The sequence below is a fragment of the Mycobacterium colombiense genome, from assembly GCF_001665835.1.
Lineage (GTDB): Bacteria > Actinomycetota > Actinomycetes > Mycobacteriales > Mycobacteriaceae > Mycobacterium > Mycobacterium colombiense_A.
Window position 1 is genome coordinate 13,787 of record NZ_LZSX01000090.1, and the last position, 14,541, is coordinate 28,327.

Here is a 14,541-nt window from a genome sequence, read left to right on the forward strand (position 1 = left end):
GGGCACACGGTAGGTTGAACGCGTTCGGCGACGACTCGAGAGGAGATGACGTGGGCCAGACCGCGGCCATGGCCGAGGCCGACCGCACGTGGATGATCGACACGCTGCTCGCGCTACTGCAGACCCCGAGCCCGGCGGGGCGCACGGACGCGGTGATGCAGGTGATCGGCGACATTTTCGACCACTTCGGGGTGCCCTTCACACTGACCCGGCGCGGGGCGTTGACCGCCGAACTTCCGGGCGAGTCGGCGACCATCGATCGGGCACTGGTGGTTCACTCCGACACCATCGGCTGCATGGTCCGCAACCTCAAGGACAACGGCCGCCTCGAGATCGTTCCGGTCGGCACCTTTTCGGCGCGCTTCGCCGCGGGTGCCCGGGTGCGCATCTTCATCGACGACCCCGACGAGTTCATCACCGGCACGGTCATGCCGCTCAAGTCCAGTGGGCACGCGTTCGGCGACGAGATCGACACCCAACCCACGAACTGGGAGCACGTCGAGGTTCGCATCGACCGCAGGGTGTCGACGCGGGACGACCTGGTTCGGCTCGGCCTGCAGGTCGGTGATTTCGTGGCCCTGATCACCAGTCCCGAGCTCACCGCCGACGGCTTCATCGTTTCCCGTCACCTGGATGGGAAGGCGGGCGTCGCGATCGCGCTCGCACTGGCCAAGAACTTCTCCGAGAACAAAGTGGTGCTGCCACACCGCACCACGATCATGGTCACGATCACCGAGGAGGTCGGCCACGGGGCCAGTCACGGCCTACCCGCGGATGTCGCCGAGCTGGTCTCGGTGGACAACGCAGTGTGCGCGCCCGGCCAGCACTCTCTCGAGGACGGCGTGACGATCCCGATGGCCGACATGCACGGCCCGTTCGATTACCACCTGACCCGGAAACTGTGCCGACTCGCCCAGGAGCGGGGAATACCGTTCGCGCGTGACATCTTTCGCTATTACCGATCCGACGCCGCGGCGGCGATCGAGGCGGGAGCCAACACCCGCGCGGCGCTGGTCGGCTTCGGGCTCGACGGCAGCCATGGCTGGGAACGCACCCACATCGATTCGCTGGAAGCCGCCTACAACCTCTTGCACGCCTGGCTGCAGACACCGTTGACGTTCGCCGAGTGGGACGCCAAGCCGACGGGCGACCTGCGTGACTTCCCATCGTCTGAGCAGCCCGCGCCCATTGAGCGTTGGGTGCCGCTGTCTCGCGGCGATTTCGAAAGCCCCGGCGAAGCGTGGCCCGGGACGGTCTGGCCACCCTCGGAGGGACCCCAGGCCTGAGGCCCTTACATCTGGGCCCAGACGATCTTCGTCTGTAGGTAGGTCTCGATGCCGGCCTTGCCGGACTCGTGGCCCCAGCCGGACTGCTTGTAGCCGCCGAACGGCATCGAGTGGTCGTACGGGAAGGCGCAGTTGAGCCCGACGGTTCCGGCCTTGAGCCGCTTGGCCAGTCGATGGGAGCGGCCAAGATCCTTGGTCCATACGGTGGCGGCCAGCCCGTAGGTGCTGTTGTTGGCCAACGCGACGGCCTCATCCTCGTCGTCGAAGGGCAGGATCGTGACGACCGGCCCGAAGATCTCCTCCTGGAACAGCCGGCTGGTGTCGGGATCGACATTGGTGACGACCGTCGGGTGCACGAAGTAGCCCTTGCGGTCGAGCCGGTGTCCACCGGTCACGATCTCCGCGCCGTCGGACTTACCCTGTTCGAGGTAACCCAGCACGCGATTGAGCTGCTTCTGGCTGATCAGCGGGCCGCTCATGGTGCCCTCTTCTTTGGGGCCGCCCATCTTCATGGCGTTGGCGACCCTCGCCATGCCCTCGACGACCTGGTCGTAGACGCCGCGCTGCACCAGAATGCGCGAGCCGCAGACGCAGGCCTGCCCCGAGTGGACGAAGGTGCCGAACGCCGACATCGGGATCGCCTTCTTCAGCTTCGCGTCGTCGAAGATCAGCACCGGCGACTTGCCGCCGAGCTCCAGGGTGACCTTGTTGAGGTTGCTGTCCGCCGAGGCGTGCACGATCGCGCGGCCGACCTCCGTCGAGCCGGTGAAGGCGACCTTCTCCACGTCGGGGTGCGCGGTGATGGCCGCGCCGACGGTGTGCCCGTAACCGTTGACCAGGTTGGCCACGCCGTCCGGCACGCCGGCCTCGGCCAGCAGGCGCATCAGGACATGCGCTGAAAGCGGTGTCTCCTCAGCGGGTTTGACCACGCTGTTGCAGCCAGCCGCCAAGGCCGGCGCGAGCTTGGCGCAGAAATTGAACACCGGCCCGTTCCACGGGAAGATCAGCCCCACCACGCCATAGGGCTCGCGCACCGTGTAGGTGTGCATGTGGGAGTCGACACCGGTCAGGCCGCCGGTGTTCACATCCCGTGCGATGCCGTCGATCTTGGTACACCAGCCGGCGTAGTAGCGGAACCACTCGGCGCCGATCTTCACCTGCATCTGCGCCTGCGCGGGATACATTCCGGCGTTGAGCATTTCGAGCTCGGCGAGCAGCTCGGCGTTCTCGTCGATCAGGTCGGCGACGCGCCACAGGATCTTGGCCCGCTCGTAATCGGGCTTGCCGGACCAGATCCCGGACTCCGCGCTGGCTTTCGCACGCGCAACCGCCTCGTCGACGGCTTCGGTGCCGCAGTCGGTGAACGAGCTGATCTGTTCCTCGGTGGAGGGATCGAAGATCGGGATCACGTCACCGGTACCGGGGCGTTCCCGAACCTCGTCCAGTACGGATTGCACCGTCATGCGTCTCCTCCTCGCCGGGCTGGTTGCGGCAGAAGTTACGCGCTTAACCCTGTGCTGTCTACGACATTCGGAAGAAAAGCGACCCAGCGCGGGGGCTAGCGGCCGCGGGCGATCCGGTCGGCGCGCCAGCACCGGGACTGCATCGGCATGTCGATGGCTTCGGCGCCCGGGAAACGCTCGGCCAGCACGGATCGGGCGTTGTCGAGCCGCTGCGCGCGGTCATCCGGAGAGGCGATGATCACCCGGCTGTAGGTGGCGAGCATCGCGACGACGTCGTCGATCTTCATCGTCCGCACGAACCCGAACGTCTCCCGCGCGACGTGGTGGAAAATCTGCGGATCGGGCAGGACGACGTTCTCGTGGCGCCGGCGGAAGCGGTCGGGCGCATCCAGTTCGGAGGCGTCGTCTTTGGGCAGCACCTCGAGGTCGCGAACCCAGTCGACGGCGCGATCTCGACTGGTCCAGATCAGCCCGAACCGCCCGCCGTCGCGCAGCACCCGGCCGATCTCCGGCACCGCCTGTTCGGGATCCATCCAGTGCCACGCCGACGAGACGAACACCGCGTCAGCGGAGTCATCGGGGAGGGGAATCGCCTCGCCGGTGCCCTCCACGGCGCGAACCCCTGGAGACCGCTCGGCCAGCACCGCGCGCATCCGCGCATCGGGCTCGACGGCGACGACGCGCGCCGCCTTGCCGACGAGTGTGCGGGTGAACAAGCCGGTGCCCGCACCGACGTCGACGGCCACCTCACAGCCAGGTGGCAACAACCAGTCCACCGCCTGCTGCGGCGGGTGCGGCCGCAGCCCGTCGTAGTCCTCGGCGATCGAACCGAAGGACATTGCGCGCTCTCGACGATCAGTCACACGCGACAAGGTAATCCGGCTCGCTGTGCAAGACATGAGAAGTTGTGGTGCATCACCAGAGTGCGCTGTGATTGACGAGTGCATCGGCGATGAGCCCGGTTCCGAAAACCAGGAACAACAGCCTCACCGACATCGGCCCGTAGCGCGTGAGCGCACGGACGATCGCGCGCTGAATGCGCTTGGCTCGCATGGTTTTCCTCATCGAGAGCCCAAGGATCACCAGCGGCGGCGACAGGGCGATCGCCCAATAGGCGATGATGACCAGTGGCCAGAGCGGCGGTCGTGGGTGCAGCGCGGCGAGCATCGCCAATCCGGTGAGGTATGGCACGGCGGTCGGGGCCTGTCCACTGCCCACCGCCAGCCCCAGGAATCCGAGCAGCCACGGCCGTTGCCGCATCGCCGCCAGCGCCCAGCCGGGTGCCGATGATTGTGCGGTCAGCGGGAAGTAGGCCAAACCGATCAGGACGACCCCCAGCAGCAGTTCGCCCCGGAACCGGATGGCCGGCGTCAGGTGAAAGTCGAGTACCTCGGTGATGAAGCCGATGCCCAGCACGGTGCACACGCCGAAGGCGGTCGTCACCGCGAACACGCCCGCGATGTAGCTCAGCGCACCGGGAATTGGTGACCGGCGCCCCAGCCGGCTGTCGAAGATGACGGCCGAGACCACTCCGACGTTGAGCACATTGAGCGAGTCGAGAAACGCCAGTCCGGCAAGCGCCAACGCCAGGGCCGCCACGCGTCTGTACCGGGCCTACCGTGCGGATTCATCGGCTGCCCGCGGCGGGCGGCCCGCTGACCACGGCGACAGGACCAAAGCGGCGATCATGCTGCAGACTTTAGTTCGAGTGAGAACCTGTCGGCGAGGCTGCCGCTTGTCACGGGGGACGGGGGCCGATGGTGTCGGGGCAGGTAATGCGCGGCAATATCGATGCGTCGGCGGCGCGCGTATTTCGATACCGCGATCGACGCGGTCAAGCGGTGACAACACATCACAGAGGGGCGCCAACGATGACCACACTCACCACGCAGGATCTACGTGAGTACCTCGTCGGGGCCTGGACGTTGGAGTCATACGAGAGCTCCGACGTGGATGGCTCGAACGTGCGCTATCCGCTGGGAACCGACGCCCGCGGAATCATCATGTACACCGCCGACGGCTACATGTCCGCCCAGCTCATGCGCGCGGACCGCGCGCCGACCGCCCGCGGCGACCTTCAAATCGCCACGGACGACGAATTGGCCGCGGCGGCCAGGGGGTATCTGGCCTACGCCGGCCCGTACAGCGTTCTCGACGACGGCGTGATCGCCCACCACGTGGATGTCAGCCTGCTACCCAACTGGATCGGCGGAACCCAGTACCGCGCAGCGCAAGTCGGCGATGACCGCCTGCAGCTCGGCCCCGCCGAGCCGGTGCTGATCAAGGGCAAGCTCCGCAACGGACGCCTGATCTGGCAGCGTGCGAAACAGGGATAGCCGGGGGAGCAGAACGCCAATTTCGGCCGCGCACCTCAGGAGAACCGAATGGGATTGCTGGACAACAAGACCGCCGTCATCACCGGCGCCAACTCCGGGATAGGGCTGGCCACCGCACAGCGGTTCCTTGACGAGGGCGCCGACCGGGTGTTCGTCACGGGCCGGCGTCAGCCCGAACTCGACGAGGCGGCAAGGAAATTGGGCCCGCGCGCCACCGCAGTGCGCGGTGACGTCGGAAGACCGGAGGACCTGGACCGGCTCTACGACGAGGTCGCGGCCGCCGGTAACGGTCTCGACATCGTGATGGCCAACGCCGGATTGACGCGGGTGGCGCGACTGGGGGAGATCACCGACGACGACCTCGATGCGCTGCTGACCACCAACGTCAAGGGAGTCGTCTACACCGTGCAGAAAGCGCTGCCGCTGCTCAACGACGGCGCCTCCATCATCCTGACCGGTTCCACCACCGCCGACCGGGGCCGCGCCGGGCTCAGCATCTACGCCGCCACCAAGGCGGCCGTCCGGTCACTGGCCCGGGCATGGGCCAACGAACTCGCTGACCGCAACATCCGGGTCAACGTCATCGTGGCCGGCTCCACAGCCACGCCGGGAAGCAACGCATTGGCCGCGCAGACCGATCCCGACGCTTCGATCGAAGAGTTCCGCGCCGAACGCATCACTACGATCCCGCTGGGCCGCTTCGCCGATCCCACCGAGATCGCCAATGCGGCAGTGTTTTTGGCCAGCGATCTGTCCAGCTTCAGCACCGGATCCACGGTCACCGCCGACGGCGGATTCAACCAAGTTTGACAGTTTCGCCGGGCCGGCCCATAGGCGTGCGTCAGCGCTGAGGTTCCGCGATGCTGTCGGCCAATTCATCGAAGATGGCCTGGTTCAGGCCGAACGCGAATTTCACCTCGCCGACGATGCGATCGATTTCGCCGGTGTCGGCGCGAAGGGCGTCGAGGCGAGCGCGATAGGCGTCTTTGTAGGGTTTGGGCCGCACCGGGAAGTCATAGAACGCAAGGCCGGCGCCGCCGAGATCGAATGTGCGATCCAGGATTTTGCCGATGCCCCGGCCGCCGGAGAGATCCCCGAGATAACGCGTGTAGTGGTGGGCCACCAGCGCCCCACCCCACCTGAGGGCGCCGAGCCGTTCGGCGTAGGCCGCCGCCGCGGGGGAGTCGACGTCGCGTGCGGCATCCCGGGGCAGCCAGTGTTCGAGGTCGGCGTCGATAGCCGTGAGGCGCTCCAACGCGGGGTCGTAGACGGCGGCAACCATGGAGTCGTCGCGCCGGGTCCGCACGGCGTTCTCGAGGGCGGCGTACATCACGCGTAACCGCAGCAGATAGTCGGAATAGCCCGCCGCGCTAATCCGTCCGGCGAGCAGTTCGGACATGAATGGGCTCTGCTCGGCGGCATCGTGTTCGGCCGCCGAGCCCTCCTTCATCGCGACCGACAGGCGGCGACTTGCTGGGAGGGCGATCGAGCACATGGCCTGCTCAGATTACATTGGTGATCGCGGCGGGGGGAGTTGTCGCGGCGGATGCGATTCAGTGATGGGCAAATCCGGTTGGAAATGCGGACCGCGGCCGACCTGGTCCAGAATGGCGACACACGTTGATGGCTTGGCGATGGCATCGGGCCACACCGACGACGACGTCACCATCATCACGCTGCGTCGACCCTGAACTTTCGCTAAGCGATTCGTATATCAGCGCCTAATCGAGCGGCTGCCATCTACAGTTCGACGAATAGCGAACAGTAACCGCCCCTAAAGGACAATGAGATGCCGAAAAGTGTTGCGACCAAAAACAACAACGAAAAGATCGTGGCCGATTTTATACATGCCGCTTACGGCCGGAGCATGGACATCGACGCGATGACCGCACTGATGGCCGAGGACTTCGTCTGGCAACTCCACGTGCCGCTCTCACCGATCGTCCACGGACGTGACGCGGCGCGCGCGGAACTCGAGAAGCACAACAGCCTGTCGACGGGCATGATCGAGGGCAGCGAAATCCGCACGATCGTGTCCGACAGCGACACCGTCATCGTTGAGCGGGTCGACGTGAACGCCATCAACGGCGTCGCGGTCACGTTCCACGTCACGGCCCTGTTCGAGGTGCACGACGGTGCGATCACGCACTGGCGTGAGTATTGGGACACCGCTCACGTCGCCCAACAACTCGGCATAGACCCCGCGCTCATGTTCGCGCCGTTAGGCGATTGAGCTACGCACGAGGGATCTGGTGGGTCGAGCTAACCCGTGGCGTTCAGAATCTTGATCGCGAAGACGAGCGAGTCGCCGGGCTGGATCCCCGCGCTGGGCTGGCCTTGGGGGTAGCCATCGGCAGGGACCATCGCGACGGCAACAGTCGACCCCACCTTCTGCCCTGCGATGGCCTTCTGGAAACCCGGCACGACTCCGGTCAGCGGGAAGTCGACCGGGGCGCCGCGCTGGTAGCTGCTGTCGAACACCGACCCGTCACGTCCGTTTACGCCCATGTAGCAGACCGAGACCCTGGCGGTGTTGGACACCACCGGCCCGTCTCCGGCGTGCAGCGTATGCACCTGGGTCTGGCTCACGCTGAACGGTGCGGTCACGTTCACCAGCGGAGCGGTCGTGTCCGTGGATCCGGTGACCGCGACGCTGCCGGTGGTGCCGCTCAGAGTCCAGTCGGGCGTCCCGCCGTTCTGCGGCGCCGCAGTAGGGCATGAGCCGGCCGCGACGGCCGTGCCAGCGCCGGCGAGCGTCGTAACGGTTGCTGCGACGGAAGCCGCAAGCGCGACGGACGAATACATCCGGGAGGATTTCACCGCCGTCACGCTACAGCCACATTGGTTCGCAAGAGTCGCGGGGCATCAGAAATCGCCCGGTACGGTCAATCATCGGTTGGGCGAGGCGTGAGTTGTTGAAGAATGCGCAACAGCGACTTGCGGTCCGACGGAGTCAGCTGGCAAAGCCAACGCTCTTCGCCACGCTGAATCGCCTGCTGCGCCTGTCTTTTGATCGTCCGTCCGCGCTGGGAGAGCTCAAGCAGCCGGACCCGACGGTCGTCAGGATCAGGGCGGCGGTCGATGTATCCGAGCTGCTGCAGATCGTCCAATACAGCGATGATGCGGGTCTTGTCCGCGCCGATAGCCGCTGCCAGGGCGGCTTGAGTGCGCACAGGTGAGTTGTCCAGCTCGGTCAGCACGGTGTAACCCCACATCGACAGCCCGTGGCGCTCAAGAATCGGCAGCTCGGCGGCCACGAGTTCGCGCACCAGCGGTCCGAGCATCGCCGCAAGATCAGGTCGGGACTGCCCTTTGGTCATGACGCGATAGTAGAGGAAACGCGATTATATGCTTATGCTTACGGTATGAGTACGCATACGATAGATATACTGCGGACACACCACCGCGAGGCCGTGATGGCCACCATCGACATTGTCCAGAGGGTCAGCACCAGCGACCTCGAGCGCCCAACCCCATGCAGCGACTGGAATCTGCTTGAACTGCTGGCCCATATGACCGCGCAGCATCGAGGGTTCGCCGCGGCCGCTCACGGCGCCGGCGCCGATCCCGCGGTGTGGGAGACTTCTGCGGTGATCGACGCGGTAGCGGCCGACCCGGCAGGCAGTTATGCGGCCGCTGCTTGCGAGTTGCTCACGGCAATCGCCGAGGACGAGACGCTCGCCGTGCCCTTCGAATTACCCGACTTCGGCAAGGGTGCCGTGTTTCCCTTCGAGCAGGCGATCGGGTTTCACTTCGTCGACTACGTCGTGCACGGCTGGGATGTGGCGCGCGCAATTCGCATTCCATTCAAGTTGCCCGACAACGTGATTGACGCGGCGCTGGTGCTCGGATTGCAAGTTCCGCGCGGAGCCTACCGCACCGGCGCTGCCGCCCCGTTTGGGCCGGCGCTCGACCAAGTGCCGGACGGCACTGGTTTCGACCGCCTATTGCGTCATCTCGGTCGCTCGCCGGGATGGAGTTCAGCCAACAAACAACCGGCGTGACCTCCTGCGGCCAATGACGTGCGGCCGTCAGGTGCAAAGGCTGGGGGCGTCGCACACGTTGCCGGGGCAATAGATCGAATGGGCGGCGTTGACCAGGCTTCCGACGTCGAGCAACGTCACGCCCTTGGTGTCCAAACGGGCGTGCAGGTCGTCGGCGATCTGTTGCGGTGTCCAACCCCAAGTGAGGTCGTAACATACGTCGTGCGCCTCGGCGATGAGTGCCTCTTCCGTCTTCGGCGGCCAGGTGAGGCCGACGGCGCGCAATTGCGCGAGGTATGCATCGTCTTGGGGGGTAGCAGACGCAATGCCGGCGCTGCTCACAACTGCAAGGGAAACCATGATGGGGACGGCGATTCCGAGCCTTCGGGGTGAGGGCATTTCTTGTCTCCCTGGGGTCAGAAGCGTGCCGGTCCAAAGCTGCGCGAATATGAAGAATAGCGAAAGGCCCAAAAGGCAGCCACCGGGAACAGCTCAGTTCCTCGCATTCGCCATCGCCCGGTAGCCCTCTCGCACGCTGGGGAATTGAGGCTTCCAGGTGGTGGCTGAGCAGAAGCGAGCCTTACTGACGGGTGAACGCGGCGGCGAGCGCGGGACGGTCGAACAGCGAAACCATCACGGGTGTAGCGCCCTGGTCATGCACCGTGCGGGCTTTGGTTTCGTTGCGCACCAAAGCTGAGACCGTATGTCCGGCAGCGACGAGTGCGGGCACCGTGTAGCTGCCGATCGCTCCGGTGCCCCCGGTGACGAATACGCGCACAGTTTGCTTTCCTGCTCGATCCGGGATCATGTGCTCCTGAACATCATCGGCACGCTCAGGGGTCCGCGGACGGCGGGCGTATCGCGCCATTGCACCGGCCCCGCCAAAACGGGTTGGCGGGCCAGGATTTTCGATATCGCAGTGCTCAGTTCCAGTTGGGCAAGGGCGGCACCCAGGCAGTAATGTGCCCCGTACCCGAACGACAACGGTGCCGGTGCTTTGCGGTCGAGCCGAAAACTGGCGGGCTCGTCGAAGACCGCGGGATCACGGTTCGCGGCCGCAACCACTGCCAGAACGCTTTGTCCGCACTGGATTTCGACCCCACTGATCATGTGGTCGCCGGTAGCGGTGCGTGCGGTGGACTGCACGGGGCCGTTGAGTCTGAGCAGTTCGGTCACCAAACCTGCATCGGCAGGGTCGATGCGATCGGCGATCCGACTCCCGTCGTCGGCAGGTGTGAGCATCGTGATAAGTCCGGCGCCAAGCATATTGGCGGTGGTCTCGTGGCCCGCGACGGCGATCAGTATCGCCATCATAACGACCTCTTCTAGCAACAAGTCTGGGTCCGCGGCGATGAAGCTCAGCAAGTCGTCTTGCGGGTGGGCCCGCCGGTCTGCGGCAAGGGGAAGAAACTCGGCCGTCAGTATGGCCGACGCGGCCGCGCCCGCGGCAACCTCCTCGCGATCGGCAAGCGTGCCCAGCATGCGGATGATCACCGGCGATAGCTCACGCAGCAGCTGCGAGCTCGCTGGCTCCAGGTTGAGCCATTCGCCGATCACCGCGATCGGCAATGGCAGGGCGATCTCTGCCATGAAGTCGAAGGGGATGCTCGCGGGCTGCTGATCGATCAGAGCCGCAGCGAGCGCTTCGACGCCGGCGCTTAGATTGGTGACGAATGATCGCGTGAATACGTCGCGTACCGATGCACGCAGGCGTTGATGATCGCCACCGTCGGCGAAAAGCATGGACTTCTTCACGAAGTCCTGGCTGACGACATCTATTGCCACCCGCGCCAGCGGGTTGGCCAGCGGGTCGCTGGTCCATCCGGCTCCACCGAGCACTTGGCGGGCGGCGTCGTAGCTTAGGACGAGCCAGGCTTGGGCGGTGTCGTCCCACACGACGTCTCCCTCGCGGCGCCTCGCTTCATAGAAAGGGTAGGGGTTTGCCGCATCCCAGGGCAGCCGGGCGCTGGTGATATTAGTTGTCGTCATGATCGTCCAGTCCAAAAGGCAAGCCACGCTTGCGCACCCATGAGACATGCTGTCGGCCCAGCTCGGTGGCTGGTGCAGCCACGCCGTCCATGTCGTCGACCAACGCTCGGGCATTGAGGGTGGCCCGCAGGGCGGTGAAGATCGCATTCATCGACAGGTTGAGCCGGGAGAAGAACACGAAATCGGGCGGCACCGCCATTCTGCGCATCGGGTGATCGGACGAGCGCACGTCAAGCAGCAACTGGATGGCGCGCTCGGAGGCCTGCTCGGTGTAGGTGGCCGGCTGCGGGGCCAGCAGCTCGTGAATGATCCCCTCCCACCACTGATAGGCCTCGTCGGAGGTCAGGGTGGAATCCGCAGTAAGGAACCCGCTTTCGCTCATCAGCTCGCGTAGGTCGTCTTTGCGCCCGTTCACGGCGGCGCGCAGCATGTCCACGATCTGGCGGCGCTGGCGCTCGGAGAGGACCTTGACACAGCCGAAGTCCACGAACCCGACCGTGCCATCCTCACCGAAGCGATAGTTGCCCGGGTGCGGATCGGCGTGGAACAGGTTGGCGTGCCGGTAGGAGCCGGTGATGAACCGTGCGATTATCTCGGCCCAGGTGTTTTTCAAGGCTTGGCCAGCGTGTTGTGCCGCGGCCCAGTCCAATCCATCCAGATAGGTCATCGTCAGAACCTGGTCGGCCGACGCCTCCGGGACCACCTCGGGCACGCGGATGAACGGATGCCCGCGATACAAGTCGCTGAAAGCGGTGATATTGGCGGCTTCGCGCCGATAGTCGACCTCCTCGGAGATCCGCGCAGATATCTCCTCGGCGACCTCTTGGATGTCGGGCATCGCCGCGCCCAGCGCTCCGGCCGCACCCGCGGCGAAACGGAAGACCGTCGCCAGCAACTCGGTGTTGGACAGATCATCCCGAATTGCCTGTGCCACACCGGGATACTGGATCTTGACGGCGGCCCGGCGGCCGTCACGCAGGACGGCGCGATGAACTTGCCCGATAGAGGCCGCCGCCATCGGCTCCCCGCAGAACTCCGCGAACACCTCTTCGGCGGGTCGGCCGAGTTCCGTCGCCAAGACCTTCAACGCCAACGCCGACTCCATCGGCGGGGCGTCAGCCTGTAGCCGAGTCAGCGCCTTCTGATACGGCGACAGCTCCCCGGCGCCGACGGCGCCCGCGTCAACCATCGAGACCAATTGACCGGCCTTCATCAACACGCCCTTGGAGTGGCCGAGCAACTCGACGTAGCGCTCGGCGGTGCGCTCATGAAAACGCTGCACCGCACCCAGATCACCGGTCTTCTCGCGCAACCCGGCAAGCATGCGCCCACCGGCGGCGCGGGCCGTGAAGCCGGCCATCGGCATCGTGCGCCGCACCCTGCCGCGAGGCACCGGCCGATCGGTATCCGTCATCACGACCTCCTCCGAGCGACCGGGCTTGCTATAGTGACCTACTACAGAATATATGTACTCACTTATAGGATGGTCAAGGGTGGAAACCTCGACAAAGGAGCGACTGGTCAGTGAGGCCATGAGGCTTTTCAGCCAGCAGGGCTACCGCGCGACCAGCATCAATCAAATCGAGAAAGCCGCCGGCCTGGTGCCCGGCTGTGGCGCGCTCTACAACCACTTCAAGTCCAAAGAAGCCCTGCTGGCTGCGGGTATCGACCGCCAACTCGACCGCCGCCGCGCGATGCATGACATCAGCGCCCTGTTCGCCGGGCAAGGCGACCTGCGCACCGAACTGTCGCTGTTGTGTCGGTACCTGATGAGCGTTCTCGATCGGGAAAGCGAATTCCTCCAAGTCGCGGCCCGAACCCCCGCCGATCAGTCGCCTCGCCTGAACAACGCCTACGGCGCCCTCATTGATGGTCTCTACAGCGAACTCGCCGACTGGATAAAGGGTTGCGCGCCAACGATCGACGACCCTGAAGCCAAGAGGATCGCCGTCGTCGGCATCAATGCTCTGCTCGGAAAACGCGCTACCCGCATCGTCTTCCACAGCCCACAAGTCGATACACCTGACGACGAATTCGTCAGCGACTGGACAGCGATGCTGGCAGGTCGAATCGAACAGCCCGCCAGGCCGCGTTGACGCGGGTGGGCCCGAGACGTTTGAAATACGTTGGTTGGCGCACGATCAGGAATCCCGGTGGTATTCGTCGTTCATCAGCACCTCGACGCCGCGCCAGCCCCAATACACCCGGTGGGCCTGGATCAAACCGTCCTCGATCTCCATCACCTCGACGAAATCCATTTGCTCGCCCTGCGGCGTCACACGCGGATACTCCCAAGTCGCTCGCCGACCGTCGGTGAAAAAGCCGGCCCGGTGATAGGTGCGCAGCTGCGGAGTGCGAGCCACCACCTCGGCGAGAAACGGACGTAGTTGCTCGTGACCTTGGCGGATCCCATTACCGCCGGTGATGTGGGCGACCGGGCTTTCCAAGGTCGCGTCGGGCGCATAGCAGGCCAGCAGGGCATCCAGGTCATGAGCGGCCAGGGCGCTTTCCCAAGCGTGCATCACTGCCTGGATCTCGCCGGGCGAGGCGGACTGGTTCGCTGCGGTGCCATCGGTGTCCATAGCCCCATCTTGGCGCCGATTTACTTCGGCGGGACCCGAAATGTTTGCCGCCTATCGTGGTGGCATGTCCAGCGATCCTGCAGTCGCTGTTGCAGCCGAGCAAGGCGGGGACGCCGATATCGCCAGGGTTGCCGCACTGATCGGCGAGCCTACTCGTGCACGGGTGTTGATGGCGTTGCTCGACGGGCGCGCGCTGCCGGCCGGCGTGCTCGCCGCCGAAGCGGGCGTGGCCGCCTCCACGGCCAGCGAGCACCTCGCCCAGCTGGTGGCTGCCGACCTGCTGACCGTGCACCGTCAAGGCCGCGCCCGCTACTACCGTCTGGCTGGCTCGGCAGTCGCCGAAGCCTTGGAGGCACTTGCCCGGATCTCTGCACCGGAGCCGATTCGCTCCCTGCGGCAAGGGACCCGTGCGCATGCGCTCCGCCGGGCCCGCACCTGCTACAACCACCTCGCCGGGCGGCTGGGCGTGGCGGTCATGAGCGCGATGCTCGACCAGGACCTGCTCACCGGTGGCGACGGACACTACCGTCCCGAACAAGCCATCGCCGACCGACTGTCGGGTCCCGGAACCGACCTGACCTACCGGCTCACCCCGCGAGGTCGAGAAACCTTGTCCGCCATAGGTATAGACCTGGACTCCCTAAGCCGCAACAAGCCCATGATCCGCTATTGCGTGGACTGGTCCGAACAACGCCACCACCTCGCCGGCGCACTCGGGGTGGCACTAACCCGGCGCATGTTCGACCTGGACTGGATCCGTCGCATCAATCAACGCCGCGCGGTGGTACTCACCGACACCGGACGGCAAGGGCTCACCGAGACTTTCGGAGTACCCGAAAACTGGGATAGCGCCCGGTAGAGCAACTTTCGTGGACGCTGATTTCACCGGCAACTCTACGGAC

The 14,541-nt window shown here is 65.3% G+C and carries 18 protein-coding genes; 7 read left to right on the forward strand and 11 right to left on the reverse strand.

The features are described 5' to 3' along the window. The first annotated feature begins 50 nt into the window (after nucleotides 1–50). On the forward strand, nucleotides 51–1,286 hold the full coding sequence (locus tag A5760_RS22975; protein WP_064885098.1) for an osmoprotectant NAGGN system M42 family peptidase: 1,236 nt from the start codon (nucleotides 51–53) through the stop codon (nucleotides 1,284–1,286). A 5-nt stretch (nucleotides 1,287–1,291) separates the two neighbouring features. Here A5760_RS22975 and A5760_RS22980 read toward each other — a convergent pair whose 3' ends face one another. The 3 genes from A5760_RS22980 to A5760_RS22990 form a co-directional block, all read right to left on the reverse strand. Next, a complete protein-coding gene (locus A5760_RS22980) occupies nucleotides 1,292–2,749 on the reverse strand; it encodes an aldehyde dehydrogenase family protein (protein ID WP_064885100.1) in 1,458 nt (485 codons plus the stop codon). 95 nt (nucleotides 2,750–2,844) lie between these two features. Further along, nucleotides 2,845–3,612 carry a class I SAM-dependent methyltransferase gene (locus tag A5760_RS22985; protein WP_064885102.1) on the reverse strand — a complete coding sequence of 256 codons (768 nt, stop codon included), beginning with the start codon at nucleotides 3,610–3,612 and terminating at the stop codon, nucleotides 2,845–2,847. Nucleotides 3,613–3,664: 52 nt separating this feature from the next. Then, nucleotides 3,665–4,348 carry a GAP family protein gene (locus tag A5760_RS22990; protein ID WP_064885104.1) on the reverse strand — a complete coding sequence of 228 codons (684 nt, stop codon included), beginning with the start codon at nucleotides 4,346–4,348 and terminating at the stop codon, nucleotides 3,665–3,667. Between the two features lie 272 nt (nucleotides 4,349–4,620). Between A5760_RS22990 and A5760_RS22995 the strand changes: the two genes are divergently transcribed. Together A5760_RS22995 and A5760_RS23000 are read left to right on the forward strand one after the other, a co-directional pair. Continuing rightward, nucleotides 4,621–5,085: a lipocalin-like domain-containing protein gene (locus tag A5760_RS22995; RefSeq protein ID WP_064885106.1), complete on the forward strand. Its 465-nt coding sequence runs from the start codon at nucleotides 4,621–4,623 to the stop codon at nucleotides 5,083–5,085. A 48-nt stretch (nucleotides 5,086–5,133) separates the two neighbouring features. Beyond that, nucleotides 5,134–5,895 (forward strand): SDR family NAD(P)-dependent oxidoreductase, encoded by a 762-nt coding sequence (locus tag A5760_RS23000; protein ID WP_064885108.1) that lies wholly within the window; start codon nucleotides 5,134–5,136, stop codon nucleotides 5,893–5,895. Nucleotides 5,896–5,926: 31 nt separating this feature from the next. On the opposite strand, the gene A5760_RS23005 is transcribed toward A5760_RS23000, so the two are convergent. Beyond that, a complete protein-coding gene (locus A5760_RS23005; RefSeq protein ID WP_064885110.1) occupies nucleotides 5,927–6,580 on the reverse strand; it encodes a heme oxygenase (biliverdin-producing) in 654 nt (217 codons plus the stop codon). 294 nt (nucleotides 6,581–6,874) lie between these two features. Here A5760_RS23005 and A5760_RS23010 point away from each other — a divergent pair, with 294 nt between their 5' ends. Beyond that, the gene (locus tag A5760_RS23010; RefSeq protein ID WP_064885112.1) at nucleotides 6,875–7,318 is read left to right on the forward strand and encodes a limonene-1,2-epoxide hydrolase family protein; all 444 of its coding nucleotides are present in this window, start codon (nucleotides 6,875–6,877) and stop codon (nucleotides 7,316–7,318) included. Nucleotides 7,319–7,347: 29 nt separating this feature from the next. Here A5760_RS23010 and A5760_RS23015 read toward each other — a convergent pair whose 3' ends face one another. Beyond that, the gene (locus tag A5760_RS23015) at nucleotides 7,348–7,890 is read right to left on the reverse strand and encodes an FKBP-type peptidyl-prolyl cis-trans isomerase (RefSeq protein WP_419538272.1); all 543 of its coding nucleotides are present in this window, start codon (nucleotides 7,888–7,890) and stop codon (nucleotides 7,348–7,350) included. Nucleotides 7,891–7,970: 80 nt separating this feature from the next. Continuing rightward, nucleotides 7,971–8,405: a MarR family winged helix-turn-helix transcriptional regulator gene (locus tag A5760_RS23020; RefSeq protein WP_064885114.1), complete on the reverse strand. Its 435-nt coding sequence runs from the start codon at nucleotides 8,403–8,405 to the stop codon at nucleotides 7,971–7,973. A 45-nt stretch (nucleotides 8,406–8,450) separates the two neighbouring features. Here A5760_RS23020 and A5760_RS23025 point away from each other — a divergent pair, with 45 nt between their 5' ends. Beyond that, complete coding sequence (locus A5760_RS23025) at nucleotides 8,451–9,089, forward strand: TIGR03086 family metal-binding protein (protein WP_064885116.1); 639 nt, start codon at nucleotides 8,451–8,453, stop codon at nucleotides 9,087–9,089. 27 nt (nucleotides 9,090–9,116) lie between these two features. Here the strand turns inward: A5760_RS23025 and A5760_RS23030 are convergent, their stop codons facing one another. The 4 genes from A5760_RS23030 to A5760_RS23045 form a co-directional block, all read right to left on the reverse strand. Then, nucleotides 9,117–9,410 carry a DUF732 domain-containing protein gene (locus A5760_RS23030; RefSeq protein ID WP_419538271.1) on the reverse strand — a complete coding sequence of 98 codons (294 nt, stop codon included), beginning with the start codon at nucleotides 9,408–9,410 and terminating at the stop codon, nucleotides 9,117–9,119. Between the two features lie 238 nt (nucleotides 9,411–9,648). After that, complete coding sequence (locus A5760_RS23035; RefSeq protein WP_064885120.1) at nucleotides 9,649–9,846, reverse strand: NAD(P)H-binding protein; 198 nt, start codon at nucleotides 9,844–9,846, stop codon at nucleotides 9,649–9,651. A 26-nt stretch (nucleotides 9,847–9,872) separates the two neighbouring features. Next, nucleotides 9,873–11,057 (reverse strand): cytochrome P450, encoded by a 1,185-nt coding sequence (locus A5760_RS23040; protein WP_064885122.1) that lies wholly within the window; start codon nucleotides 11,055–11,057, stop codon nucleotides 9,873–9,875. Further along, nucleotides 11,044–12,471, reverse strand: a complete 1,428-nt coding sequence (locus tag A5760_RS23045; protein WP_082279584.1) for an ABC1 kinase family protein — start codon at nucleotides 12,469–12,471, stop codon at nucleotides 11,044–11,046. The genes A5760_RS23040 and A5760_RS23045 overlap by 14 nt, the downstream gene beginning before the upstream one ends. A 52-nt stretch (nucleotides 12,472–12,523) precedes the next feature. On the opposite strand from A5760_RS23045, the gene A5760_RS23050 reads away from it, so the two are divergent. Beyond that, nucleotides 12,524–13,153 (forward strand): TetR/AcrR family transcriptional regulator, encoded by a 630-nt coding sequence (locus A5760_RS23050; protein ID WP_064885126.1) that lies wholly within the window; start codon nucleotides 12,524–12,526, stop codon nucleotides 13,151–13,153. A gap of 45 nt (nucleotides 13,154–13,198) precedes the next feature. Here A5760_RS23050 and A5760_RS23055 read toward each other — a convergent pair whose 3' ends face one another. Further along, nucleotides 13,199–13,639, reverse strand: coding sequence for a nuclear transport factor 2 family protein (locus A5760_RS23055; RefSeq protein ID WP_064885128.1), 441 nt, complete (start codon nucleotides 13,637–13,639; stop codon nucleotides 13,199–13,201). A 64-nt stretch (nucleotides 13,640–13,703) separates the two neighbouring features. On the opposite strand from A5760_RS23055, the gene A5760_RS23060 reads away from it, so the two are divergent. Beyond that, on the forward strand, nucleotides 13,704–14,498 hold the full coding sequence (locus tag A5760_RS23060) for an ArsR/SmtB family transcription factor (protein ID WP_064885193.1): 795 nt from the start codon (nucleotides 13,704–13,706) through the stop codon (nucleotides 14,496–14,498). Nucleotides 14,499–14,541 lie beyond the last annotated feature (43 nt).